Origin of the sequence: Niabella beijingensis, from assembly GCF_020034665.1 — a bacterium.
GTDB classification, from domain to species: domain Bacteria; phylum Bacteroidota; class Bacteroidia; order Chitinophagales; family Chitinophagaceae; genus Niabella; species Niabella beijingensis.
Genome location: NZ_JAIQDI010000001.1, coordinates 1,160,593 through 1,186,351, shown reverse-complemented (window position 1 = coordinate 1,186,351; position 25,759 = coordinate 1,160,593). Strand labels below are relative to the sequence as shown.

At 47.4% G+C, this 25,759-nt stretch carries 24 protein-coding genes and 5 tRNA genes; 21 read left to right on the top strand and 8 right to left on the bottom strand.

The features are described from left to right. Positions 1-10: 10 nt before the first annotated feature. The 14 genes from rpoC to K7B07_RS04935 all read left to right on the top strand — a co-directional run bounded on the left by rpoC (position 11) and on the right by K7B07_RS04935 (position 12,275). Positions 11-4,306, top strand: coding sequence for a DNA-directed RNA polymerase subunit beta' (rpoC, locus tag K7B07_RS05000; protein ID WP_223707965.1), 4,296 nt, complete (start codon positions 11-13; stop codon positions 4,304-4,306). Between the two features lie 109 nt (positions 4,307-4,415). Further along, positions 4,416-5,135 (top strand): hypothetical protein, encoded by a 720-nt coding sequence (locus K7B07_RS04995; RefSeq protein ID WP_223707963.1) that lies wholly within the window; start codon positions 4,416-4,418, stop codon positions 5,133-5,135. Positions 5,136-5,144: 9 nt separating this feature from the next. After that, complete coding sequence (locus K7B07_RS04990) at positions 5,145-5,882, top strand: class I SAM-dependent methyltransferase (protein WP_223707961.1); 738 nt, start codon at positions 5,145-5,147, stop codon at positions 5,880-5,882. A 176-nt stretch (positions 5,883-6,058) separates the two neighbouring features. Further along, positions 6,059-6,131: transfer RNA gene (locus tag K7B07_RS04985), tRNA-Thr, on the top strand. 84 nt (positions 6,132-6,215) lie between these two features. After that, positions 6,216-6,298: transfer RNA gene (locus K7B07_RS04980), tRNA-Tyr, on the top strand. A 73-nt stretch (positions 6,299-6,371) separates the two neighbouring features. Further along, positions 6,372-6,444: transfer RNA gene (locus K7B07_RS04975), tRNA-Gly, on the top strand. 53 nt (positions 6,445-6,497) lie between these two features. Further along, a tRNA-Thr gene (locus K7B07_RS04970) sits at positions 6,498-6,569 on the top strand. Between the two features lie 166 nt (positions 6,570-6,735). Continuing rightward, the gene (tuf, locus tag K7B07_RS04965) at positions 6,736-7,923 is read left to right on the top strand and encodes an elongation factor Tu (protein WP_223707959.1); all 1,188 of its coding nucleotides are present in this window, start codon (positions 6,736-6,738) and stop codon (positions 7,921-7,923) included. 364 nt (positions 7,924-8,287) lie between these two features. Continuing rightward, a tRNA-Trp gene (locus K7B07_RS04960) sits at positions 8,288-8,358 on the top strand. Between the two features lie 81 nt (positions 8,359-8,439). Continuing rightward, positions 8,440-8,637: a preprotein translocase subunit SecE gene (gene secE, locus K7B07_RS04955; protein ID WP_223707957.1), complete on the top strand. Its 198-nt coding sequence runs from the start codon at positions 8,440-8,442 to the stop codon at positions 8,635-8,637. Positions 8,638-8,640: 3 nt separating this feature from the next. Continuing rightward, positions 8,641-9,234 carry a transcription termination/antitermination protein NusG gene (nusG, locus tag K7B07_RS04950; RefSeq protein ID WP_223707955.1) on the top strand — a complete coding sequence of 198 codons (594 nt, stop codon included), beginning with the start codon at positions 8,641-8,643 and terminating at the stop codon, positions 9,232-9,234. A gap of 154 nt (positions 9,235-9,388) precedes the next feature. Further along, positions 9,389-9,994 (top strand): OmpH/Skp family outer membrane protein, encoded by a 606-nt coding sequence (locus tag K7B07_RS04945; protein WP_223707953.1) that lies wholly within the window; start codon positions 9,389-9,391, stop codon positions 9,992-9,994. Positions 9,995-10,098: 104 nt separating this feature from the next. Further along, a complete protein-coding gene (locus K7B07_RS04940; RefSeq protein WP_223707951.1) occupies positions 10,099-11,613 on the top strand; it encodes an APC family permease in 1,515 nt (504 codons plus the stop codon). Positions 11,614-11,723: 110 nt separating this feature from the next. Beyond that, positions 11,724-12,275 (top strand): hypothetical protein, encoded by a 552-nt coding sequence (locus K7B07_RS04935; RefSeq protein WP_223707950.1) that lies wholly within the window; start codon positions 11,724-11,726, stop codon positions 12,273-12,275. Here K7B07_RS04935 and K7B07_RS04930 read toward each other — a convergent pair. From K7B07_RS04930 to K7B07_RS04910, 5 genes are all read right to left on the bottom strand, one after another. Next, entirely contained in the window at positions 12,241-13,974 is a 1,734-nt protein-coding gene (locus K7B07_RS04930; RefSeq protein ID WP_223707948.1) for a M14 family zinc carboxypeptidase, read from the bottom strand. The two genes, K7B07_RS04935 and K7B07_RS04930, sit on opposite strands and share 35 nt — an antisense overlap. Positions 13,975-13,998: 24 nt before the next feature. Beyond that, positions 13,999-14,730 carry a pyridoxine 5'-phosphate synthase gene (locus K7B07_RS04925; protein WP_223707946.1) on the bottom strand — a complete coding sequence of 244 codons (732 nt, stop codon included), beginning with the start codon at positions 14,728-14,730 and terminating at the stop codon, positions 13,999-14,001. A 136-nt stretch (positions 14,731-14,866) separates the two neighbouring features. Further along, entirely contained in the window at positions 14,867-15,670 is an 804-nt protein-coding gene (locus K7B07_RS04920) for a 5'-nucleotidase, lipoprotein e(P4) family (RefSeq protein WP_223707944.1), read from the bottom strand. A 91-nt stretch (positions 15,671-15,761) separates the two neighbouring features. Next, a complete protein-coding gene (locus K7B07_RS04915; protein ID WP_223707943.1) occupies positions 15,762-16,034 on the bottom strand; it encodes a hypothetical protein in 273 nt (90 codons plus the stop codon). 29 nt (positions 16,035-16,063) lie between these two features. Further along, positions 16,064-16,933, bottom strand: coding sequence for a UbiA prenyltransferase family protein (locus K7B07_RS04910; RefSeq protein ID WP_223707941.1), 870 nt, complete (start codon positions 16,931-16,933; stop codon positions 16,064-16,066). Positions 16,934-17,005: 72 nt separating this feature from the next. Between K7B07_RS04910 and K7B07_RS04905 the strand changes: the two genes are divergently transcribed. The 7 genes from K7B07_RS04905 to K7B07_RS04875 all read left to right on the top strand — a co-directional run bounded on the left by K7B07_RS04905 (position 17,006) and on the right by K7B07_RS04875 (position 23,195). Continuing rightward, the gene (locus K7B07_RS04905) at positions 17,006-17,986 is read left to right on the top strand and encodes a LuxE/PaaK family acyltransferase (protein WP_223707939.1); all 981 of its coding nucleotides are present in this window, start codon (positions 17,006-17,008) and stop codon (positions 17,984-17,986) included. Positions 17,987-18,027: 41 nt separating this feature from the next. Then, the gene (locus K7B07_RS04900) at positions 18,028-18,981 is read left to right on the top strand and encodes a hypothetical protein (RefSeq protein WP_223707938.1); all 954 of its coding nucleotides are present in this window, start codon (positions 18,028-18,030) and stop codon (positions 18,979-18,981) included. Positions 18,982-19,059: 78 nt separating this feature from the next. Further along, positions 19,060-20,433, top strand: coding sequence for a D-alanyl-D-alanine carboxypeptidase/D-alanyl-D-alanine endopeptidase (gene dacB, locus K7B07_RS04895; protein ID WP_223707937.1), 1,374 nt, complete (start codon positions 19,060-19,062; stop codon positions 20,431-20,433). 38 nt (positions 20,434-20,471) lie between these two features. After that, entirely contained in the window at positions 20,472-21,464 is a 993-nt protein-coding gene (locus K7B07_RS04890; protein WP_223707936.1) for an aldo/keto reductase, read from the top strand. A 32-nt stretch (positions 21,465-21,496) separates the two neighbouring features. Further along, complete coding sequence (locus tag K7B07_RS04885) at positions 21,497-22,228, top strand: hypothetical protein (RefSeq protein ID WP_223707935.1); 732 nt, start codon at positions 21,497-21,499, stop codon at positions 22,226-22,228. Positions 22,229-22,284: 56 nt separating this feature from the next. Next, positions 22,285-22,740: a hypothetical protein gene (locus tag K7B07_RS04880; RefSeq protein ID WP_223707934.1), complete on the top strand. Its 456-nt coding sequence runs from the start codon at positions 22,285-22,287 to the stop codon at positions 22,738-22,740. Continuing rightward, positions 22,740-23,195, top strand: coding sequence for an RES family NAD+ phosphorylase (locus tag K7B07_RS04875; protein WP_223707933.1), 456 nt, complete (start codon positions 22,740-22,742; stop codon positions 23,193-23,195). Before K7B07_RS04880 ends, K7B07_RS04875 begins: the two co-directional genes overlap by 1 nt. Positions 23,196-23,203: 8 nt before the next feature. Here K7B07_RS04875 and argC read toward each other — a convergent pair whose 3' ends face one another. From argC to argG, 3 genes are read right to left on the bottom strand one after another with little or no spacing between them, the layout of a single operon-like run. Continuing rightward, positions 23,204-24,187, bottom strand: a complete 984-nt coding sequence (gene argC / locus K7B07_RS04870) for an N-acetyl-gamma-glutamyl-phosphate reductase (RefSeq protein ID WP_223707932.1) — start codon at positions 24,185-24,187, stop codon at positions 23,204-23,206. Between the two features lie 12 nt (positions 24,188-24,199). Then, the gene (locus K7B07_RS04865) at positions 24,200-24,565 is read right to left on the bottom strand and encodes a cupin domain-containing protein (RefSeq protein ID WP_223707930.1); all 366 of its coding nucleotides are present in this window, start codon (positions 24,563-24,565) and stop codon (positions 24,200-24,202) included. Then, on the bottom strand, positions 24,546-25,751 hold the full coding sequence (gene argG, locus K7B07_RS04860; protein ID WP_223707928.1) for an argininosuccinate synthase: 1,206 nt from the start codon (positions 25,749-25,751) through the stop codon (positions 24,546-24,548). The genes K7B07_RS04865 and argG overlap by 20 nt, the downstream gene beginning before the upstream one ends. Between the last annotated feature and the right edge of the window lie 8 nt (positions 25,752-25,759).

Sequence of the window (25,759 nt, the reverse complement as noted above, 5' to 3'; positions counted from 1 at the left end):
AATTAAGATTATGGCTACAAAAAAAGACAATCGCCCAAAGGCAGCATTTTCAAAAATCACCATCGGTCTTGCTTCTCCGGATACCATCCTGGAAAAAAGCCATGGTGAAGTATTAAAGCCCGAAACTATCAACTATCGTACTTACAAACCGGAACGCGATGGTTTGTTCTGCGAAAGAATATTCGGACCGGTAAAAGATTATGAATGTGCCTGCGGAAAATACAAACGTATCCGTTATAAAGGGATCGTGTGCGACCGTTGCGGTGTGGAAGTGACAGAGAAAAAAGTGCGCCGGGAGCGGATGGGGCATATCAAACTGGTGGTACCGGTGGTACATATCTGGTATTTTAAATCCCTGCCCAATAAGATCGGCTACCTGCTGGGAATGAGCTCCAAGAAACTGGAGACCATTATTTACTACGAAAGATACGTAGTGATCCAGGCGGGTGTTCGTGAAGACAAAGGCCAGAACTACGGTGATCTGTTAACAGAAGAAGAATACCTGGATATCCTGGACACACTGCCCAAGGACAACCAGTACCTGCCGGATGATGATCCGCAGAAATTCATTGCCAAAATGGGGGCCGAAGCGGTACACGACCTGTTGCAACGCATCGACCTGGATCAGTTGTCTTTTGATCTGAGAAATTCTGCGGCCACTGAAACCTCCCAGCAACGTAAGGCAGACGCCTTAAAACGTCTGAGCGTTGTGGAAGCTTTCCGTGATGCCAATACAAGAATTACCAACCGTCCGGAATGGATGGTGATGCAATACATCCCGGTGATACCACCGGAGCTGAGACCACTCGTACCGCTGGATGGCGGCCGTTTTGCCTCCTCCGACCTGAATGACCTGTACCGTCGCGTGATCATCCGGAACAACCGTTTGAAACGCCTGATGGAGATCAAGGCGCCCGAGGTGATCCTGCGTAACGAAAAACGGATGCTTCAGGAAGCGATCGATTCTTTGTTTGATAACTCAAGAAAATCCAATGCCGTTAAAGCCGAAGGCGGACGTGCATTAAAATCATTGAGCGATGTACTGAAAGGAAAACAGGGCCGTTTCCGTCAGAACCTGCTGGGTAAACGGGTGGATTACTCCGGCCGTTCCGTAATTGTGGTGGGACCTGAAATGAAAATGCATGAGTGCGGCCTGCCAAAAGATATGGCGGCTGAGCTGTTCAAGCCATTTATCATCCGTAAACTGATCGAAAGAGGTATCGTAAAAACAGTAAAATCCGCCCGTAAACTGGTAGATAAAAAAGAAGCGGTGGTTTGGGATATCCTTGAAAATATTTTAAAAGGGCACCCGGTAATGTTAAACCGTGCCCCAACGCTGCACCGCCTGTCCATCCAGGCATTTCAGCCCAAACTGATCGAAGGTAAAGCGATCCAGCTGCACCCGCTGGTAACCGCGGCATTCAACGCCGACTTTGATGGTGACCAGATGGCTGTGCACGTACCATTGAGCAATGCAGCGATCCTGGAAGCACAGCTGCTGATGCTGGCTTCTCACAACATCCTGAACCCGCAGAATGGTACCCCCATCACCCTGCCTTCACAGGACATGGTACTGGGACTGTACTACATTACCAAAGGAAAGAAATCCACCGAAACCGAAAAGGTGCGCGGGGAAGGGAAAGCCTTTTACTCTGCGGAAGAAGTGATCATCGCTTATAATGAAAAGCAGGTGGACCTTCACGCTTGGATCAAGGTAAAAGGGATCGTGCGTAATGAAAAGACCGGTGAGCTGGAAAGAAAATTAATTGAAACCACTGTTGGCCGGGTTATTTTCAACCAGAATGTTCCGGAAGAGGTAGGCTTTGTAAATGCATTGCTGACCAAGAAGAATCTCCGGGAAATCATCGGGGATATCATCGAGATCACCGACGTACCCAAGACCGCTAAATTCCTGGATGACATCAAACAACTTGGTTTCCGTACTGCCTTCCAGGGCGGGTTGTCCTTCAGCATCAATGACCTGATCATCCCCGATATCAAGCAGGAACTGCTGGATAACGCAAAGGGTGAAGTGGATGAGGTTTGGGACAACTATAACATGGGACTGATCACCAACAACGAGCGTTACAACCAGATCGTGGATATCTGGAGCCGTGTGGATACACGTCTTACAGAAACACTGATCCGCGAACTCAGCTCTGACAAACAGGGATTCAACTCTGTATACATGATGCTGGATTCCGGGGCGCGTGGTAGCAAGCAGCAGATCAAGCAGCTGGCCGGTATCAGGGGATTGATGGCCAAGCCGAGAAAATCAGGCTCCACGGGATCTGAGATCATCGAAAACCCCATCCTCTCTAACTTTAAAGGAGGGCTGAATGTATTGGATTACTTCATCTCCACACACGGTGCGCGTAAAGGTCTTGCGGATACGGCGTTGAAAACCGCTGATGCCGGTTACCTGACCCGTCGTCTGGTGGATGTGGCACAGGATGTGGTGATCACAGAAGAAGATTGCGGAACACTGCGTGGTATCTCTATTGCTGCGTTGAAAGATAATGAAGATGTAATTGAGCCGCTGGCAGACCGTATTGAAGGACGTACTTCACTGCACGATATTTATGATCCGCAGACGGACGAACTGCTGCTGGAGGCAGGAACAGAGATCTCTGCAGAAAAAGCCCGTGCGATCGAAGCTGCAGGCATCGAATCCATTGAGATCCGCTCCGTACTTACCTGCGAAAGCAAGCGCGGTTGCTGCGTGAAATGTTATGGTAAGAACCTCGCATCCGGCATCCTTGCCCAGAAGGGCGATGCAGTGGGTATCATTGCGGCACAATCCATCGGTGAGCCGGGTACACAGCTGACACTGCGTACCTTCCACGTGGGTGGTGTGGCCGGATCTGCTTCAGTAGATTCAACCCTGATCGCGAAATTTGATGGTACAATCCAGTTTGACGGTGTACGCTCTGTTATAACCACCAATGCCGAAGGAGATGATGTACGTGTGGTGATCGGCCGTACCGGTGAAGCCCGTATTATCGATACAAAAAATGACCGCCTGTTAATTACCAATAACATTCCTTACGGATCTACATTACTGGTAAAAGATGGTCAGAAGGTTTCCAAAGGCGATGCGATCTGTTCCTGGGATCCTTATAACAACGTTATCATTGCGGAAGCGGATGGTGTGCTGAAATTTGAAAATGTGATCGAAGGGGTAACCTACCGTGAAGAAGCGGATGAGCAAACCGGTCACCGTGAAAAAGTGGTGATCGAAACCCGCGATAAAACAAAAATTCCTTCTATTGTTGTAGAAGGTAAAGAAAATAAATCCTATAACCTGCCGACAGGAAGCCACCTGATGCTGGATGATGGCGATGAGGTGAAAGCCGGCAGGGTACTGGTGAAGATACCGCGTATCCTGGGTAAGCTGAAGGATATCACAGGGGGTCTGCCCCGTGTAACCGAGCTGTTTGAAGCCCGGAACCCCAGCAGCCCTGCCGTTGTATCCGAGATCGATGGTGTGGTTTCCATGGGCGCCGTTAAACGCGGCAACCGCGAGATCATCATTGAGGCAAAAGATGGCGTTACCCGCAAATACCTGGTGCCGCTGACAAGACAGATCCTGGCACAGGATGGCGACTTTGTAAAAGCCGGCAGCCCGCTTTCTGACGGACAAATCTCTCCGCAGGATATCCTGGCGATCCAGGGACCATTTGCTGTGCAGCAATACGTGGTGAATGAGATCCAGGAGGTATACCGTTTACAGGGTGTGCGTATCAACGATAAACACATTGAAGTAATCGTTCGCCAGATGATGCGTAAGGTAAGCATCGTGGATCCGGGTGATACCCGCTTCCTGGAAGATGACCTGGTGGATAAATTTGAGTTTGTAGATGAGAACGACTTTGTATACGAGAAGAAAGTGATCACCGATCCGGGTGATTCCACCAAGCTCCGCGCGGGTCAGATCATCAGCCTGAGGGAATTGCGCGAGGAGAACTCTGTTCTGCGTCGTAACGACAAGAAAACAGTGGAACACCGCGATGCACAACCGGCTACATCCGCACCCACATTGCTGGGGATCACCAAGGCCTCACTGGGTGTACAGAGCTGGATCTCTGCGGCTTCCTTCCAGGAAACCACCAAGGTACTGTCTTCTGCGGCCATCCATGGTAAAGCAGATGAAATGCTGGGATTGAAAGAGAATGTGATCACAGGTCACCATATCCCTGCCGGTACCGGTTTGCGTGAGTTTGAGAACATGATCGTAGGAAGCAAGGAAGAATACGAACTGTTACAGACCGCACGTGAGGCGATGTCCTTTGACGAAGAAGAATAACTTTTAAACCGGAAGGTTTGTAAATAAGTACAGGAGCGGTTGTAAAAACCGCTCCTTTTTTGTGGAATCCTGCAGAGAGCGACGTCCTTATGTTTTAAAAAACAGACGTATGAGAAAAGCAATCCAGGTTCTTACTGTGTTGTTTATTATACAGGGATGCCATACAGGGGAAACACCGGCTCCTGCTAATAACTCAGATAAGCAAACTGCTGAAACCATTGTGGATAGTGTGTTTCAACGGGATACCGACAGTTTGCATGAGCTTGCAGCCCCTATTCATAGTATGAGGTACTGGCAAGGATTTGAGATGAGCAGTGGGATTCCGGAGAATGACATTTACAAGAAATTAGATAGCATTAATGAAATATTTTCTCCTTTTAAAGATAAGGGGGATACGATGGCAAAGCGGTCCATTGCAGCAGATTATTACAAAACCACCCGGGATGTTTTTGAAGGTCAGGAACATTACAGCTCGGGTAATGTAAAGGATCTTTATGATTGCCGGGCCTATTTACAAAATGATACGCTTCGTATTTTAATTGGTGCTCATTTGGGATTTGGAGATTCGGGTTTGAATATCTGGATCGTCCGGGACCGGTTTGTACTGATGCCTTATAGCTCATTTTGTGTAATTACAGACCATCCATGTGAGCCTCTTAATGCCCCTCTCTGGCAACGGTTGGTGCTGGATAAAAAATCCTATTCCATAGGAGATAGCCTGTACGGTTATCTGTCTTTTGGTGCTGTGTATTACGATGTAAGGAGGAATCCTTCAGGGCAGAAAGCGAAGGGCTTTTTCAGAACCATAATTAAAAAAGGAGAGGGCTAATTTTGTGCTATGCAACAGAATAAATACGACGATCCTTCTTTTTTTGAAAATTACAGCCGTATGCCCCGTTCACAGGAAGGCCTGGGCGCGGCAGGAGAGTGGCCGGTATTACGTGCTATGTTGCCGGATCTGAGAGGAAAACGGGTGCTGGACCTGGGTTGCGGCTACGGGTGGCATTGCCGGTATGCAGCGGACCAGGGCGCTTTACAGGTAACAGGCGTGGACCTGTCGGCTAAAATGCTCGAAAAGGCGCGCAGTTACCGGTTTTCCCCCCTTATTACTTACCTCGAGTCACCGGTCGAATCCGTTGATTTTCCTCCCGGATCTTTTGATGTGGTCATCAGCTCCCTGGCATTGCATTATGTGGCAGATTATGCTTTATTATGCAAAAAGGTATTTGGCTTTCTGACAGCCGGAGGTTGTTTTGTCTTCTCAACAGAGCACCCCGTATTTACAGCAAGGGCGGAACAGGATTGGTTTGTTGATAAGGAAGGAAACCGGCTGCACTGGCCGGTAGACCATTACCAGCAGGAGGGACGGAGGGATACCCGCTTCCTGGGGCATGAAGTGATCAAATATCACCGGACAATGGCTACCCTGTTAAATAGCCTGCTGCAGGCCGGCTTTAGCATCCTGGAAATTGCAGAGCCCGGGCCGGACCCCGGATTATACGGCCGGTATCCGGAAATGGTGGACGAAACACGGAGACCTATTTTTGTGTTGGTTGCAGCCCGGAAGCCGGAATAAAATGCGCCGGATTGACAGCTGTGACAGGATTTATTTTGACGATAAAAAATTATAAAAAAAGTATCCAACAAAATTTATTGAATTGTAAAAAAACCTTACCTTTGCTTTCCAAATTTTTGGGGCAGTTCAGTTGCTTGTTTAGCATCTAACTATCAGAAAATTAGTTCTTTTTTTAAGCCGAAGTAGCTCAGTTGGTAGAGCAGCTGATTTGTAATCAGCAGGTCGCGGGTTCGACTCCCTTCTTCGGCTCAGTTAAGTTGACAAGTTGAAATGTTTAGGGTAACAGCACATGCGGTATCAACATTTAAACTTGTAAACCTGTCAGCTTAAAAAGGGTAGATGGCCGAGTGGTTAAAGGCGACAGACTGTAAATCTGTTCTCTTCGGAGTACGGAGGTTCGAATCCTTCTCTGCCCACAGTTCTTTGTTCGAAAGTTTAAAGTTTAAGGTTCAACGCTGAACTTTAAACTTTGAACTTCAAATTTGTTAAGCGGGAGTAGCTCATTTGGTAGAGCGATAGCCTTCCAAGCTATAGGTGGCGAGTTCGAGCCTCGTCTCCCGCTCCGTTTCGTTTGTAGTTGAGGTTTGTGTAGAACCGGAGCTATCAACTGAGATCGCCGTTGTAGCTCAGGGGTAGAGCACTTCCTTGGTAAGGAAGAGGTCGTGAGTTCAAGTCTCATCAACGGCTCTTCTGGAAGCAGTCATTCCGATTGAAAATCGGGGTTTATGACTCTTCTTTTATATTTTAGATGAGTTGCACTCAATACAGCGATTCAGCTAAAGCATTGCAATCCAGCCCTGGCTGGATTTGTGTATAAACAAAAATTTAGTAAAAACAATTAAAAAAGATAACAATGTCAAAAGAGACCTTTAAGAGGGAGAAACCCCACGTAAACATTGGTACCATTGGCCACGTTGACCATGGTAAGACCACTTTGACTGCCGCTATTACCGATATTCTTTCTAAAAAAGGTTTAGCACAGGCAAAAAAATATGACGAAATTGATGGTGCACCTGAAGAAAAAGAGAGAGGTATTACAATCAATACAGCTCACGTAGAATATGAAACTGCAACTCGTCACTACGCACACGTTGATTGCCCCGGTCACGCTGACTACGTTAAAAATATGATCACTGGTGCTGCACAGATGGATGGAGCCATCCTGGTGGTAGCCGCAACTGATGGTCCGATGCCTCAAACAAAAGAGCACATCCTTTTGGCTGCACAGGTAGGTGTACCTAAAATGGTTGTTTTCTTAAATAAAGTAGACCTGGTTGATGACCCCGAACTGCTGGATCTGGTTGAAATGGAAGTTCGTGATGAACTGACAAAACGTGGTTTCGACGGTGACAACACTCCGATCATCAAAGGTTCTGCTACCGGCGCTCTGGCTGGTGACGAAAAATGGGTGAACGCAGTAGTTGAACTGATGGATGCTGTTGACAGCTACATTCCCCTGCCTCCCCGTCCGATTGATCTGCCGTTCCTGATGAGTGTTGAGGACGTATTCTCTATCACTGGTCGTGGTACAGTAGCTACAGGTCGTATCGAAAGAGGTAAAGTTAAAACCGGTGAGGCTGTAGAAATCGTAGGCCTGATGGAAAAACCCCTGACTTCTACTGTAACAGGTGTGGAAATGTTCCGCAAGATCCTGGACGAAGGTGAAGCTGGTGATAATGCAGGTCTGTTGCTGCGTGGTATTGAGAAAACCCAGATCCGTCGTGGTATGGTAATCTGCAAACCCGGATCAATCACTCCGCATACTGAATTCAAAGCTGAAGTTTACGTACTGAGCAAAGACGAAGGTGGACGTCACACTCCGTTCTTCAACAAGTATCGTCCTCAGTTCTACTTCCGTACAACAGACGTAACTGGTGAAGTTACCCTGAACGAAGGTACTGAAATGATCATGCCTGGTGATAACACTTCACTGACTGTAAAACTGATCACTCCGATCGCGATGGAAAAAGGTCTTAAATTCGCGATCCGTGAAGGTGGACGTACAGTAGGTGCAGGTCAGGTTACTGAAATCATCAAATAAGCCCTCCAGTCCCCGGATGGGGAGTATGGAAGCAGTCTATATTTGCAAAAGTACTTGGGCTGAAAAGTTCAGGTACTTTGCTTTTAAAGTTCTTTATTTTATTGCTCCTTTTACTTTTCATTCAGAAAAGCTGAGGAGCTTTTTGCGGGCATAGTTCTTCCGATAACTATCGGGAGGCAGAATAGAAAAGGCGTAAGTTTATTCTGTTCGGTGTTCGGAAAGTAGTTCTTAAGCCGGGTATATCCCGGCTGTATACGGGCATAGTTCTCCCGATAACTATCGGGAGGTAGAATAGAAAAGGCGTAAGTTTATTCTGTTCGGTGTTCGGAAAGTAGTTCTTAAGCCGGGTATATCCCGGCTGTATACGGGCATAGTTCAATGGTAGAATAGAGGTCTCCAAAACCTTTGATCAGGGTTCGAATCCTTGTGCCCGTGCAAATTTTTGTTCAATGTTCATGTGTTTGACGTTTAATGTGGCTACATTAAACCTTGAACCTTGAACTTTAAACCTGGAAAATGAGCAAGTTCGGAGATTATGTAAAAAACAGCTATAAGGAGCTGGCAGAAAAAGTGACCTGGCCCACATGGAGCGAACTGCAACAGTCTACAATGATTGTGCTGGGTGCTACCGTCCTGATCACGGTGATGATCTGGCTGATGGATTTTATTGCCGGCGGCGGGCTGAATTTTTTATACAAAATCCTTTATAGTTAAATAATGGAAGAAGTAAACACAACAGATAACACAACTCCGGAAGCACCCCAGCAGGATACCAAATGGTATGTGTTGCGGGTGGTTAGTGGTAAAGAGCGGAAGGTAAAGGAGTATCTGGATAAAGAAATTTCGAGAAGCGAATTTGAGAAGGTGGTAAAGCAGGTGTTCCTTCCGGTGGAGAAAGTATATAAAGTACAGAACGGGAAAAAGGTAATGCGGGAACGCAACTATTATCCCGGCTATGTAATGATCGAAGTGCTGGATGGCAAGATGAGTGATGATCTGAGGGATATGGTGGTAAATACGAACAGTGTGATCCATTTTCTTGGAAAAGACAACCCGATCGCACTCCGTAAGGCTGAGGTGAACAAAATGCTGGGCAGGATGGATGAAATGGCTGAAGCCGGCGGTGTAAGCATGGTAGAGCCATTCATAGTTGGCGAAACCATCAAGATCGTTGAAGGACCTTTCAACGATTTTAATGGTGTTATTGAAGAAGTGAACGATGAAAAGAAAAAGCTGAAGGTTACTGTGAAGATTTTCGGAAGGTCTACACCGGTGGAACTGAACTATATGCAGGTAGAGAAGATCGTTTAATGGGAACCGAAAGATAGTCGAAAGCCGCTCTGATGCAGTCAGAGCGGCTTTTTTAGGCTGTTAAGGGTTTCATAAGATAGCTTTTTCAGATTTTTTTTGTTTAATTCATTGGTATATTGCAAGTTGTTTTATATTTATTGTAAAAAATTGAGAAATGAAGAATGCACTTCTTGTTGTTAATGCATTGCTGGTAATAGCTGTGGGTTTTTTGTTGTTTAAGCAGTTTGGCGGAACAACAGAAAGGGCGCCTCATGCCGACGATGTTATTTCAAAAGGCAAGGACTCCCTGATGAGCCGGAAAGCAGTGTTTGCCTATATCGATATGGATTCGATACAGGAGCACTATGACCTTGCAAAAAGCGTTCAGGGGGAAGTTGAGAAAAAGAAAAGTGCCATTACAGTAGAACTGGATAAGATGGAGAAATCGTTTAAGGCAAAAGTAGGCGGCTACCAGCAGCAGAGCAATACGATGACCGACGAACAGGCAATGGCCGCCCGGCAGGATGTAGAAACGACCCAGGCGCAGATGATGGATAAACGGCAAAGTCTGATGGACGACTTTAATAACTTTGTCAGCAGCAAGAACCTCAGCGTTAAAAAGAAGATCGAAGATTTTCTAAAGGTCTTTAATGCCGACAGAACTTTCTCTTTCATTTTTGCCTACGAACCGGGGTTGTTTTACTACAAAGACACGGTTTATGATATTACAAAAGAGGTGGTGAAAGGGCTTAACGAGCAATACGCCAAAGAAAAGAAATAGCACGGGGATCCCCCGTTTTTTCAATATTCCTTGCGAACTTCCGCAAGGTTTTTTTTGCCGTTTATTTCCAATAAAATCTTATTTTGAGCTAATAAATTTAAACGATGGCTGAAAAAGTTACATTTAAACAATCGCTCAACCTGTTTGACGGAACCATGATCGTGGCCGGATCCATGATTGGTTCCGGTATTTTTATTGTAACATCAGACATGACCCGTCAGGTGGGATCGGCCGGCTGGCTGGTAGCACTTTGGGTGATTACCGGGCTGATGACGGTTTTTGCTGCGGTCACCTATGGCGAACTGTCGTCCATGTTTCCAAAGGCCGGCGGGCAATATGTTTATCTGAAAGAAGCCTACAATCCCATGTTGGGATTTTTATACGGATGGAGCTTTTTTTCTGTTATACAAACGGGCACCATTGCAGCGGTAGGAGTAGCCTTCAGCAAATTTGCCGGCTATTTTATCCCGGCATTGACCATGGATGAAAAGAACCTTCTTTTTGAGCTGGGCTGGATACGCATTTTCCCGGCACAGCTGGTGTCCATCGCATTGATCATTTTTCTCACCTACATCAATACCCGGGGGGTAAAAGATGGAAAAACGATCCAGACGATCTTCACCATTGTAAAATTATTCTCGCTTTTCGGACTGATCATCTTCGGATTATTGATAGCTGCCAAAGCAGACATCTGGAATGCAAACTGGGCCACCGGATTTGATATGAAATTTACAGCACCGGTTACCGATGCGGCGGGTGTAAAACAGGGTTGGTCCGTGTTCCAGTCGCCCGGCAGCATGATGATCGCGCTGGGGCTGATCAGCGGGGCCATGGTAGGTTCGGTTTTCAGCAGCGTGGCCTGGGAAAACGTAACCTTTATCGCCGGAGAAATAAAGAACCCCAAAAAGAATGTCGGCTTAAGCCTTTTCCTGGGTACCCTGGTAGTAACGGTGGTTTACCTGTTGGCCAACCTGATGTACCTGGCGGTGTTACCCATGTTCCCTCCTGCTTCGGGTGCGGAAGTGGCTTATGCTTCTGAAGTGGCTGCGCCCAATATCGCTTTTGCGGTTCAGGACCGTGTAGCCACTGCTGCTGCATCCTCTATATTTGGCAATTATGGTGCTGCGGTCATCGCAATAATGATCATGATCTCCACTTTCGGATGTAATAACGGGCTCATATTGTCGGGGGCACGTGTGTATTATACCATGGCAAAGGACAATCTCTTTCTTCTCCAGGCCGGAACACTCAATAAAAATGCGGTCCCCCAATGGGCACTGTGGGCGCAATGTGTATGGGCCAGCGCGCTTTGCCTGAGCGGACAGTATGGTGTATTGCTTGATTACGTGGTATTCATAACCGTAGTGTTTTATATACTGACCATTGTAGGGGTATTCCGGCTGCGGCGGAGCAGGCCCGAAGCCGAAAGGCCATATAAAGCTTTTGGCTATCCGGTCATCCCCGTGATCTATCTGCTGATGGCGGGTACTTTAGGAATCGGTTTGTTGTATGCAAAGACCTCTACTTCATTATTAGGCCTGGTTATTGTTATAATAGGAGTGCCCATTTATTACTATTATGCGCGTAAAACGAAACGGGCTTCCGGTCCGGCTGTTTAGCGCACAGCTATGGGTGATTAACAATATTTAGAGCAATTCCGGTGCCGGGAACAGCCATGCCCGCTGATCCTGTGGGAGTTGGATCTGATCACAAAAACTTAAAGGTTCGAATGAAATTGAATCCGTTCTTATTCGTATTTGTATTGCTTGTTATGGCAGGTTGCAAAAGTAAGATCACTATGACGGCCAAGCAGTTCAGTGATGAAATCGCAAAGGAGGAACAAAGCCTGGCTGAGCCGATCCGTGCGGCTGAAAATGCCATTAAAGTCCATGCAGACAGCGCCGACTATAAAAGCGTGGCCGAGGAAGCCAAGAAAATGGAAGTCCTGATACAGGAAAAAATTGACCGCATTGAAAAAGTGGATGTCTCTTCATTGACAGGGGGAGAGGACTTTAAAACGGTCGCCATACGGTATTTCGAGTATTTCAAAAGTCTGTATACCGCCTACCGGGAAATCGGCGATGCACCCGATGAGGCCGCCCGGATTACGGCGAGCGATCGGATGAACCAGATCCTGGTGGCCCAGGAGGAAGTGATCCTTCGTTTACAGGACACCCAGGCACGCTTTGCTGCTGAAAATGGCTTTATACTAGAGAAAGCACCCGCAGAACCGGCTGCCCCGGCCACTAATCCACAATCCGGTAAACGGGATAGCGCATAAAATCAGGGTCCTTATAAGGCGATTGATCGAAGATAAATGTCAGCTGCGCAGCGGCATTGCCGGCAAACGCCGGGTCGGCGGTGCGTTTCGCTTCAAGCGCTTTCCGGAGGGTGGTATCCTTCTTCAGCTGTTCTGCCGCAATGTCTTCATAATTATAGGCGGAATACCATTCCTTGTTATTCAGTATCCCGTCAAAAAAATTCCAGGCAAAATAGCTGTCTTCACAATATGGTTCCAGCGTTTCAAACAGGAAGCGGTTGGCGGTCTGGTTCATAGGGATCAGCCAATCGCCTTTCCAGAAATGCAGGGATTGTTTTTTTGTTTCCACTTCCACATCAGTATTAGCGTGATGCATCTGGTAAGGCGCGGGGGAAGAACGGTATTTCGTTATGTAGTAGGTCTCCACACCGATCGTGGTATCCCTGGTAAGCGGCTCCAGGATCACCTTATTGGCCTTCAAACGGTCAATGACCTTCCACCAGCCCTGGGGGATCACATATGCCTTGGGTTTCCGGACCAGCCGCTCCGGAATGTATTGATTGTGGAAAGGGATCTGCCGTGTAAATGGCCTGGACCGGTCATAGTAAAGCCGCGGCAATCCCGAAACCGCACTTTTTTTACGGATGGCCTCATAGCCTTTAAAAGTGATGGTGCCGGCAGCTGAGGAGTCAAGCCTGAAAGATACCGGAAATGCCTCCGTATGCAGTAATGCAGCGCGCGCTTCCTTCCGCAGTTGCCGGATCGTTATGCCGTTTTCCTTTGCAAAGGTGATAAAGCTCTTCATCAGGGCATAAGTGGCTTTTACACGTTGGGGATAGGGTTTCAGCATATGTGTTTCCGGAACAAATGCGAAGGACTGGAACAGCGTGGCATATCCGCTGGCATATCTCGGACTGTCCCAGAAACCTGCCCACCCGTTTGTAACGGAGTCCCCGAAATCATTTACGTAAGGGATCAGGTCAAACCCTTCTTTTCCCATTAGCTGATACAGGGCGGGTTCAAAACGGCGGTTCATAAATTCGCCCATTTTTCCACCCAGTTTATTGTGCTGCGAGGTAAGCAGGGTCATCACATGCTGATAATCCGCACCATTGCTTACATGGTTGTCAATAAAGATATCCGGATCCACCCGGTGAAAGATCTCTGTAAATGCAAAGGCATCTTTTGTATCGCACTTGATAAAATCGCGGTTCAGATCAAGGTTCTGGGAATTGCCTCTGGATCCGAATGCTTCGGGTCCGTCCTGGTCCACCCGGTAAAGGCTGCTGCGGTTCAGGCATCCGCCGATATTATATACCGGGATCAGGGCCAGCACCACATTATCTGGGAGCGTCAGTTTTTTCTCAACAATATCCCTTATGAGCAGCATGGAGGCATCAATACCATCCGGCTCGCCGGGGTGGATACCGTTATTGATGAGGAGTACAGTCTTTCCCTGCTGATGTGCGGCTTCAAAGCCGGTCATCGGCTGGTTACTTACCATCACCAGGTGCAGCGGGTAGCCGGCATCGGTCATTCCCACGGCTTGCATACTTACCTTGTCGGAAGCCTGGTCCAGCTGCTGCCACCATTTGATGATATCGGGGTATTCCGGGGTCTGTTTACCATTGCTGGTTTCAAACAAGGTCGTGATCTGCTGTGCACGTCCTGAAATGGCAAGCACTATTATTGCAGTCAACAGAAAAAAGAAACGAACCATAGTATAATTATGTGAAAGTGAAAACTACAGGCTGCTGCGCATGGCGAGCTGTCGTTTATACAGCTGAATGGTATTTTCAAAACCCAGGTAAAGCGCATCGCAAATAAGGGCATGGCCGATACTTACTTCATCCAGCCAGGGTATCTGCTGGCTGAAGTAGTTGAGGTTCTTCAGGTCGAGGTCATGCCCGGCATTCAATCCCAGTCCCAGTTCGCGGGCTTTTTCCGCTGCGGTTACATAGGGTGCAATGGCGGCTTCTTTTCCGGAAGCAAAATGGCGGGCATAGGCTTCGGTGTACAGTTCAATACGATCGGTTCCTGTTGTGGCGGCACCTTCTACCATTTCAACAACCGGGTCCACAAAAATGGAGACTCTTATACCGGCATCTTTAAAGATCCGTATTGTTTCTTTCAGATACACGTTGTGTTGAATGGTATCCCAACCATGATCGGAGGTCAGCTGGCCGGTGGCATCGGGCACCAGCGTTACCTGCTGCGGCCTTATTTCCAAAACCAGGTCAATGAATTTTTGTTCCCTGCTGTTCCCTTCAATATTGAGCTCCGTGGCAAGCAGGGGTTTCAGGTCACGCAGGTCCTGGTACCGGATATGCCGTTCATCGGGCCGGGGATGTACCGTGATGCCATCTGCACCAAAGCTTTCAGCGTCCAGCGCCATTTTAACCAGGTCTGGATTATTACCGCCACGCGAATTACGCAGGGTGGCGATCTTGTTGATATTTACGGATAGCTTTGTCATATTTTAAATTTAGCAGGAATAAAAATTCCTTTTTTGGGAGCATTGCTGCCGGAAGTTCATAGCTGATGCAATGTACGCTATTTTAGTTTAGCAGGAACGGCGATCATACCGGCAGATCAGAAAAGAAAGGGCTCCGCTAATAACCGGTTAGGTTAGCTTTTATGGCAGAATCTTTCTGCGCGGGAGTAAGGCTGTGGCTGTTGCCGTAGATCGCATCTTCCCAGCCGCCATAGGTAATATTGGGCAGTATAATAAATCTTGTACCGAATTGCGCCGCATTTTCTTCCACCCGTTGCAGCCGTTCCTTGGTTGTTTTTTTATCCCATAGCATACTGAAGTCGGCAAGGTTGTCACCCAGCAGCAGCACAATATCGTAACGGGCAGCGATTTGCTGGCGGCGTGCCTCTTTTGAACTTTCCTTTTGCATCATAATGAGGTGGGCATCGTCCGCAAAAGGATAATTGAACCGTTTGAGGTTGGCCATTGTACCCGCCCGTTCGTTTTCTCCACGGTTGGTAACATAAAAGACGGTCACACCCTTTGAAGCGGCATAGTTGAAAAAAGCGACACTTCCCGGTAACGGAACTGCGTTGCCTTTTGAGGTCCATTCCTGCCAGGTCTTACTGTCGTAATCCAGGCCCTGAAAGGCGCGGTAAACGGCATAAGGACTGTTATCAAGAAAGGTTTCATCAATGTCCGTCACAATGGCCCGGGGTTTTGCAGATACCGGGCCTGATAAGGTTTTGTCGAGACTTGCCTGTGCCGCATTATAGGCCTGGTGGCAGAGGGCGGCATACTCTGCCGCTTTTTGCTGGAAAAGGGAGCCCCATAGCTTTCCGCTTACCGGCAGGGCCGGGGCGGTTTGCGTCTCGCGGGCTGAATGCCTGGTTGTGGAACAGGAGATGGCCGTTACAAGAAGCAGCAATAAGAGCCTTTTCATCTGTTATTTTTTTCAGTTGCCAGATACAAACAACGCAGCCTTAAACGATTGTTGTTGCAGGAATGGTACGGCTGTTTTAAGACGGTAGTAATTAATTATTTAATACGCCTTCCTCAAGTTCTGTGATCAGCAATTCCCGGTTATCGGTAACCCATTCGGGGACAGGCATCTTCGTGGTAAGCGCCCATTCATTATCTTCCTTTAGCAGCCGGAAGAACAACCTGTTTCCACGATCATCAGCGGTATCCACATCAAAAACATAGCTGCCGGCATTGTTATTTTTCCGGTAGTTAAATTCTCTTAATCGGCCGTTTATTTTTATAAGGCGGGTGAAGTGTACAATTTTATTAAATGAAGTATGCATAAGTTATATCTATCAATTTTTGTGCTAACTTATTGTATATACCGCTCAAAAACGGTTTTCATAAAGTACAATACGGATGTCAGCGCCATAAGGCCGTCTAAAATAAAATAAAAAAGGTAATCATTTTTAGATTTTATTGCCAGGGGGTAGAGCAGGTAGGTGAACGCTGCCGGTAAAGAAAGGAAAATGAACTGTATAAGATCTTGAGTATAAGTATATAAGATAAAGGATCCGGCAATATTGATGACAATAAACAGCGTGAAAATAATTTTTATTTTTTCAAGTGGAAGAATGGTCACCAGGCTCTTTACACCGGTTTGACGGTCGAACTGTTTGTCCCGTATATCAAAGAGGATGCAGATCGCAAAGATCAGTGCAAACCGAAGTGCCACATAGATAAAATGGGGTGGCTGCCAGTTGGCATGAAGTACAAAAAAAGGTAAAGCCGTTGTTACGTAGGTCCACATAGCAGCGAGCAGAAAGGTCTTGCCCAGGATAAACCGTTGCAAAGACCGGAAAAAGGGATGCGGAAATTTTGGGGCGGTGTACATCAGTGTAAGTCCCACGGCCGGCAGGATGTACAACCAGTATGCCTGCAACCGGATCAAAAAGAAACCGGTGCCGATGGCGCTGATGATGAAAAAGGTGGCATGTACTTTTTTATACTGCCGCAGCCAGTCGGTGCGGCTGGCGGTTGTTTCCTCCTCTTCATTGGTAAGGTACCAGTGAATGCTGTAACTGGACAGGGTGGAGAAGAAAACAAAGGCCACAAAATCAACGGGGAGCTTCCCCAGGCCAAACAGAGCGGTACTGCAAAGACACATCGCAACAGCACAAAATGCGATAAAAAGGTTGCTGAAAATAATGAAATCAAAAAAAATCTTGCCTTTTGCCGCCATCCTGTAAGCTTTTCAACTGCAAACTTAATCCTATTTATCTGCATCCTATTTGTATTTTTGCTCCTGATTTGTATGAAGACATGGAAGGATGCGATATTTTCAGTGGATACCGGAGGGTTTGAGGCCCTTGCAAAAGAACTCTTTCTTTTTCAGTATGAGCAGAATGCAGTTTACAGGAATTACGCGGATGCGATCGGCAGGCGGCCGGGGACAATAAGCCGGCTGGAAGATATTCCGTTCCTGCCCATCCGCTTTTTTAAAACACACGCCGTTACGGCAACAGACTTTACTCCTGAAATCATTTTTGAAAGCAGCGGAACCACCGGTATGGTCAATAGCAGGCACCTGCTGAAAAATGATGAGATATATATAGAAAGTTTTATGCGGGCATTCCGGCAGTTCTATGGGGATGTAACAACATTTTGTGTGCTGGGCCTGTTGCCCTCCTACCTGGAGCGGGGGAATTCTTCCCTGGTATTCATGGTGGATCACCTGATACGGGAGAGCGGACATCCGCAGAGCGGTTTTTATCTGAATGATCTGGAATCACTGGCCGGCACCTTAAAAAAACTGGAGGCAGCAGGGCAGAAGACACTGCTGATCGGTGTCACCTATGCGCTGCTTGATTTTGCTGAACAGTTTCCCATGTCCCTGCAACATACCATTGTAATGGAAACAGGAGGAATGAAAGGCCGCCGCAGGGAGCTGGTACGTGCGGAGGTGCACGAACGGCTGATGCAGGAGTTTAAGCTAACGGATGTCCATTCGGAATATGGCATGACAGAACTGCTTTCCCAGGCCTATTCAAAAGGCAAAGGGGTCTTTAACACACCGCCATGGATGAAGATCGTTTTGAGAGAAGAGGATGATCCGCTTTCCCTGCTGAATCGTCCGGGACGTGGTGTCCTGAATGTCATCGACCTGGCCAATGTGTATTCCTGCAGTTTTATAGCAACGGATGATCTCGGACTGGTTCATGCCAACGGTTCTTTTGAAGTGCTGGGGCGCAGGGACAACAGCGATATAAGGGGCTGCAGTTTGCTGGCGCTTTGAACTCCTTTGCCAGAGTACCGCTTCATTATTTTTCTTTTATTATGAAACCTGGATTTCTTTTTGTTTTTTGTTTACTGGGTATTTGCGGTTCATTGCTGGCGCAGCAGGATGAGCAGCTGCAGGATTCGCTGGAGAACGAACGGCTGGCTCAAATGGTCACACTTTCAGAAGTAGTGACCAATAATAAACTGAATGTGCCCAGCTTTATCGACCGCGTAAAAAAAGATACTACATTTTATAAGGCCTTTAAAAACCTGAGGATACTGAGCTTTTCTTCCCTGAATAATATTGTAATGAAAGATAAGCGGGGTGCACAGATCGCCTCGCTGAACAGCAAGACCCACCAGGTATACAAAGACGATTGCCGCACTATGACCAAGGAATATGAGAAGACCACCGGAGATATGACGGACGGGGAGGGGAATTATAATTACTATACAGCGGAATTATATGCAGGCCTCTTCTTTACAGCTGGAAAAGTGTGCGGTGAAAATAATATTGTTGGAGCTGCCGGCCTGAACCCCAAAAGCAAATCGGGTATCGCAAAAAGAAAGGAACAACTGAAAATGCTTTTTTTCAATCCCGGAAAAAGAATTCCGGGCATTCCGCTGATGGGTGAGAAAAGTAATGTATTCGATCCCCGGGTAGCGGACCTGTATGACTATACCATCGATTATGTTTCTTATAAAGGACAACGGGCCTATAAATTTGAGATCAAAGCAAAGGAAGGACTGAGTGGCTCCGACCGGAACAAGATCGTTTATGATAATATGACCACCTGGTTCAATGACCATAATTTTGAGATAATGGGCCGGACCTATGCTCTGAGCTATAATACAGGCGCCTATGATTTTAATGTGCAGATGGAAGTGGAGTTGACCCATGTAGGAAAACTGCTGGTGCCGAGTGTGCTCCGGTATATCGGGAACTGGGATATTATTTTTAAGAAACGGGAACGCGGGCTGTTTACTGCTACGTTGTTTAACTTCAGGTAGCCCTTATTCAGGAAAAAGGGTGAGCGGCAGCCGCTGTTCCTGAAGAATGTTGTATTTTCCCTTCTCAACACAATTACTATGAGAAGGTTTTTGCTTTTACTGATGGCGTTGGGGTGTCTCGGCGTACAGGCGCAGGTGGCACAGCGTATCTCCGGGGCAATGGAGGCATTTAATGGGGACGAACAGCTGGCACATGCATTGAGTTCCCTTTATATAATCGATGCGGCAACGGGGACGGTAGTTTATGACCAGAACAGCAGGATCGGTATGGCCACCGCATCAACAGAAAAAATAATAACTGCAGCCACGGCGTTTGATTTGCTGGGCAGCGACTACAACTATGAAACGCGGTTCGGGATCGTCAACACACCGCAGGGCAAATGCCTGTACGTATATCCTTCAGGTGATCCAACCCTTGCCAGCTGGCGCTGGGAGGAGACGAAGGACCTGGCTTTTCTGGCAAGGCTGAAAGCGGCATTGCAGGAAGCCGGTGTAAAAGAACTGCATTCGGTAATGGTATACAATGGCGAATGGGGAAACGAAACGATTCCCGACGGATGGATCTGGCAGGACCTTGGGAATTATTATGGTGCCGGTGCACAGGCCATCAACTGGAGGGAGAATCAGTTTGACCTGATCCTCCGGTCCGGCAACAGTATCGGCAGTCCGGTCAGCGTGGTAAAAACCAATCCCTATCTGTATGATTATCGTATCACCTCCCTGGCAACAGCGGCAGTAAAGGGCTCAGGCGATAACAGTACCCTGTATTATCCGTCGATGGGACGGAACACCGGCCTGCTCACCGGGACCATTCCGGCTGACCAGACCGGTTTTGTTGTTGCGGGTTCTATCTATGACCCGGTGAATCAGTTTACAAAGACCCTTATCAACAACCTGAAAGGGACTGTCCGCTTTTCAAGTGATAAGCCCGTTATTACAAACAAGGGAACAAAAGAGGTCAAATGGGTCTATACTAACCGTTCGCCGGAACTTTCAAAGATCTGCTACTGGTTTTTAAAAAAAAGCATCAACCTCTATGGCGAAGCGCTGTTGAGAACGGTTGGTCTGAAACAGAAAGGCATGGCGACAACCGAAAACGGGATCAGTGCCATACAGGAGCACTGGAAAAGCAGGGGAGTGGATGCGGATGAACTGCATTTATATGACGGATCGGGTTTGTCGCCGCAAAACAGGATCACCACAAGGGCACAGGTGACCATTTTAAAATACGCACAGCAGCAACCCTGGTTTGACGCTTATTATGAAGGGTTTCCGCTTTACAATGAGATGAAAATGAAAAGTGGTACCATTAACCGGGTAAAAGGATTTTCGGGATACCAGAAATCAAAAGAAGGGAAGAGCTATATCTTCTCATTTTTGGTAAATAATTACAGCGGCAGCCAGCTTTCACTGATCCGCAAGATGTATAAAGTGCTGGATGTGTTGAAATAGACAATAAAATAGTTGATAATAAAAATAAAACACGGCAAATGAAATTTAATGCATCAAGATACGCCACCATGCAATACCGCAGAAGCGGCGCCTCCGGACTGAAGCTGCCGGCCATTTCACTGGGTCTCTGGCATAACTTCGGTGATGTGGATGATGAGAAAGTGTTTCGTAAAACACTGCATACGGCATTTGATATCGGCATCACCCATTTTGACCTCGCCAATAATTATGGTCCTCCTCCGGGTTCGGCAGAAACCAACTTTGGAAAAATGCTGCATACAGATTTCAAACAGCACCGGGACGAGCTGATCATTTCGACGAAAGCGGGCTATACAATGTGGGAGGGGCCTTATGGTGACTGGGGTTCCAAGAAGTACCTGGTGTCCAGCCTGGATCAGAGTTTAAAACGCATGAAGCTGGAGTATGTGGATATTTTCTATCACCACCGGCCGGATCCCGAAACACCGCTGGAGGAAACGATGGCGGCACTGGACCTGATCGTGCGCCAGGGTAAGGCGCTTTATGTAGGTATTTCCAACTATCAGAAAAAAGAAGCAGCACAGGCTTTTAAGATACTGAAGAAACTGGGGACGCCCTGCCTGATCCATCAACCCAAATACTCCATGTTTGAGCGCTGGGTGGAGAACGGTTTGCTCGATCTCCTGGAAACCGAAGGCGTGGGCTGTATTCCTTTTTCGCCCCTGGCACAGGGATTGCTCACTAATAAATACCTGAAAGGGATCCCGAAGCATTCGCGGGCAGCAAAAAAGCACGGCTTCCTCAAGAAGGACCAGATCACGGAAAACAAACGCTGGCAGATACAGCAACTTAATGCGCTTGCGGAAGCACGCGGACAAAGCCTTGCACAAATGGCACTGTCCTGGATACTGAAAGACAACAGGATCACATCGGTCCTGGTAGGCGCCAGCAGCAGCGCGCAGCTGCTCGATTCGGCAGATTGCCTTAAAAATCTTAATTTTAACAGTGATGAGCTGACCCGTATCGAAAAGATCCTGAATGTGAAGGAATAGCAATTGAATGGTTAAACCTTAAATAGCCCTGTATGAAATTAAAAATTCAATTCTGTTTACTCGGTCTGTTTTGCCTGATGCTGTCTACCGCTTTTTCAGAACCTGCACAAAAGCATCCGGTTAATGGCAGCTGGATGTTCACCAGCGATAATGAAACCTGGCTGCTGATGGCTGCGGACGGTTATTGCATGGTTACGCATTATGACCAGGCGGGAAAAAAATTCTTTAAAACATTCGGCGGCTTTCTGTCGCTGGAGAATGATAAACTGAAGCTCCAGTACCGGTTCCATTCGGGTGATCAGGGCAAAACGGGCACTACTGCTGTGTTTACCTGGGAACCCAATGGCAAAAATGCGGAAAGTGATCTCTCCGGGAGCCGGGGAACCTGGGTGAGAGTAGGGGAGGCTGATAGTGAAATGACCGGGATATGGCGTATTACGCAGCGTAAAGAGGGCGCGAATATGCGGGAGATCCGCCTGGCCCCGAGACGTACGTTAAAGTTTCTCACCAATGACCGTTTTCAATGGGCTGCCATCAATGTAGAGACCGGAGAATTTTCCGGCACCGGCGGCGGCACTTATACCTTTAAAGACGGGACCTATGCCGAAACCATCCATTTTTTCTCACGCGACAGCTCAAGGGTAGGGATGACCCTGGAATTTAAAGACCGGATGGAAGGAAGCAACTGGGTGCATACCGGATTGAGTTCCAAAGGGGATCCGATCTATGAAGTATGGTCCAAGACCAGTAAAAATGAGCAATAGCGGCATGAAATTGAAATACGACAAAAAACACGTATATTTGTGACAAAAGTCGTTTTGTGAAAAAAAGCACCAAAAAATATCCTACAGCAGCCGATGCTCCTCTTCCGATGGTTTCGGATTTTGAAGCCATCTATGAAGTGCGGCAGAAAAGTTCCAAAAAAGAACCTGCAGTAAAAGACTTTACGTATGCCCGTTTTAAAAAAATTGCAGACAAAAGTCCGTTCACTTTAAATGACTGGGCAGATCTGCTTTATATCAGCGAACGCTCCCTGCACCGCTACGCAAAAGACGGCAGCGGTTTTAACGGCCTCCAGATCGAACGGATCCTTTTGCTGGAAATGCTGATCGATATCGGCAATGATTTCTTTGGTAAGGAGGGGTTTCGCCAGTGGCTCGACAGCCGGCCTTTTTCTTTAAACGGGGCGTTGGTAAAAGAGCAGCTTACCACACATGCCGGTATAGAGGAGGTCATTGCGCTGCTTCATCGTCTTGAACACGGAATCTCCGCCTGATGCTGGTCTATCGTCTGGTAAATGCTCCTTACCGGGAAGATATTTCCGGATACGGTGCTTTTCTGTTTGGAGGCCGCTGGAATTCGAAAGGAGTATATGCACTTTATACCTCTGAACATATTTCGCTGGCGGCGTTGGAAATCGTCGTGAATTTTGACCGTGGTCTGTATAAAATGCTGCTGAATTACTACCTGCTTACGCTTGATGTTCCCGAAAGTCCGGGTGTTCAGATCCAGCTAAATGTTCTGAAGGACAAATGGGCGGAGGATATGGAGTATACGCGGTTTATGGGCGACCAGTTCCTGCTGCACCGCTCCCACCTGGTGCTGCGGATGCCTTCTGCTGTGATCCCTGAAGAATGCAATCTTCTGCTGAATCCCCAGCATTCGGATTTTAAAAAGGTAAAAATTGTTGAATCCCGGCCCTATGGTCTGGACAACCGCCTGTTTAAATAACCGCCGGATTAAAAAGCGGCCGGTTTCAGGTTCAGACCTGCTCTTTCATCCAGATCAAACAGGAGGTTCATATTTTGTACCGCCTGTCCGCTGGCGCCTTTTAAAAGATTGTCTGCTGCCGAATGCACTACTAGTTTGGTACCTACTTTTTCCAGTTGTATCACAGCCTTGTTGGTGTTTACGATCTGTTTTAGGAAAATCGGTGTGCGGCTCACTGAAGTAAAGGGATGGCCCTTGTAAAAATCTTCAAAAAGTACATACAGTTCTTCAAGTGCCAGGTCTGTAGTGATGGTGGAGCTGATAAAGATCCCACGGGCAAAATCGCCCCGCCAGGGAACAAAGCTCAGGTCGATCTCTGTGCCCGGTTGCAGCTGGTCCAACGATTCGCCTATTTCTCCCAGGTGCTGGTGTGTCAGTGTTTTATAGGCCTGTATATTGTTGGCCCTCCAGCTGAAATGGGAGGTGGCGGCCAGTTTTTGACCCGCTCCTGTTGAACCTGTAATGCCGGTGGTGTAGATCTCTTTAAGAACACCGGTGTGCGCCAGTGGTAACAATCCCAGCTGAATGGTTGTGGCAAAGCACCCGGGATTGGCAATGTTCTGTGCTTTCCGGATCGCTTCCCGGTTCAATTCCGGAAGCCCGTAAACAAAGCTGCGGTTCAGTTCCGGCTGATTGCTGTCCTTTCTCAGGCGGAAGTCATTGGCCAGGTCAATGATCCGGATGGAAGCATTGACCGGGGTCTCTTTTAGAAATTTAGTGGACTCTCCATGCCCCAGGCAAAGGAACAACACATCAATATCCTGTGAGATGTCACCACTGAAGATAAGGTCCGTATCACCGATCAGATCCGAGTGTACATCGGTAACCGGTTTTCCTGCATTGCTTCGGCTGTGAATAAAAGAAATGGTTACAAAGGGGTGATGGATCAGCAAACGAATCAGTTCACCACCCGTATATCCTGCGCCACCGATTATTCCAGCTTTTATCTTCATCCGTATCTTTTTTTATGAATGCAAATTTAAACGATCCTGATCTGTTGAAGGAGTCGAATATACAATAAATTCAAGCAGCTGCTCCTTATTGTTGGAGATCCGGTGCGCCTGACCCGGAAAGATCTCAATGCCCTGTCCGGCGTTCACTTCAAATGCAGCTCCATCAATCTCAAAAGAGGCCGTTCCTTCAAGGATGTAAAAGAATTGTGTGGCTTTATGATGCAGGAGGAACTGTTCCCCGCTTCCGGAAGGAATGGATTCTTTTTTCACCGAAAAATGTTCACTGCCGGAAAGTACATATGCGTTACAGTTGACTCCCCAGGCATACGCGGAAATCGGCTGCTGCTGATGAACTACTTTATTTTCCTTCGTGGGCATTTTCTTTTATCTGATGGTAGATGGACGTCTGATTGCCAAAGATCCTAGTAAAGCCTTTTACATCCTCTCCCGTAAAACTCCTGTTTGCTTCACCATAGCTGCCAAATGCATTATTCATCAGATCATAAGGGCTTTCAATACCCAGTACCTGGTAACGGTAAGGGTGCAGCTGAAGAAAAACCGTTCCGGTTACATTGCGCTGGCTGCTTTCCAGGTAGGCTTCAATATCCCGCATTACCGGATCCAGGATCTGTCCTTCGTGCAGCCAGGTTCCGTAGAACTGAGCGATCTGGTCTTTCCATTGCAGCTGCCATTTGCTTAAAACATGCTTTTCCAGTGCATGGTGTGCTTTAATGATCAACATAGGAGCCGCTGCCTCAAAACCCACCCGGCCCTTGATACCGATGATGGTATCACCTACATGGATGTCGCGTCCTATTCCGTAAGGACCCGCCAGTTGCTGCAGGAACTGGATGGCTTCTGTAGGATGATCAAATTCCTCGTCATTTACCTTTTTCAGTTCGCCGTTTTCAAATACAAGTGTTACGGCTTCTGTGTCTGTTTTGGTAACAGGCGTGGGCCAGGCATCTTCCGGCAGGTACCCGTTTGAGGATAATGTTTCCTTACCCCCCACGCTGGTACCCCACAATCCTTTATTGATGGAATACACCGATTTTTCAAAATTCATATCAACACCTTTTCCTTTGAGGTATTCCACCTCTGAGGCGCGGCTGAGGTTCATGTCCCGGATAGGAGTGATGATCTCCAGTTCGGGCACCATTATGTGAAACACCATATCAAAACGTACCTGGTCGTTACCGGCGCCGGTACTTCCGTGCGCAATCGCATCGGCATTGATCTCACGTGCATAATTGGCAATATGAAGCGCCTGGCTCAAACGCTCTGCGGATACGCTGAGCGGGTAGGTGTTGTTCTTTAATACGTTTCCGTAAACCAGATAACGGATAATGGAGTCGTAGTAGTTTTTTACAGCATTAACGGTTTTGTGCGATTTTACGCCCAGCTTTTTTGCGTGCTCCTCGATCTTTTTTAATTCGTCTTCGCTGAAACCTCCTGTGTTCACGATAATGCTGTGCACTTCGTATCCCTTTTCATCGGTCAGGTATTTTACACAAAAAGAAGTGTCCAAACCGCCACTAAAACCCAATACAACTTTTTTGGCCATTTTAATTG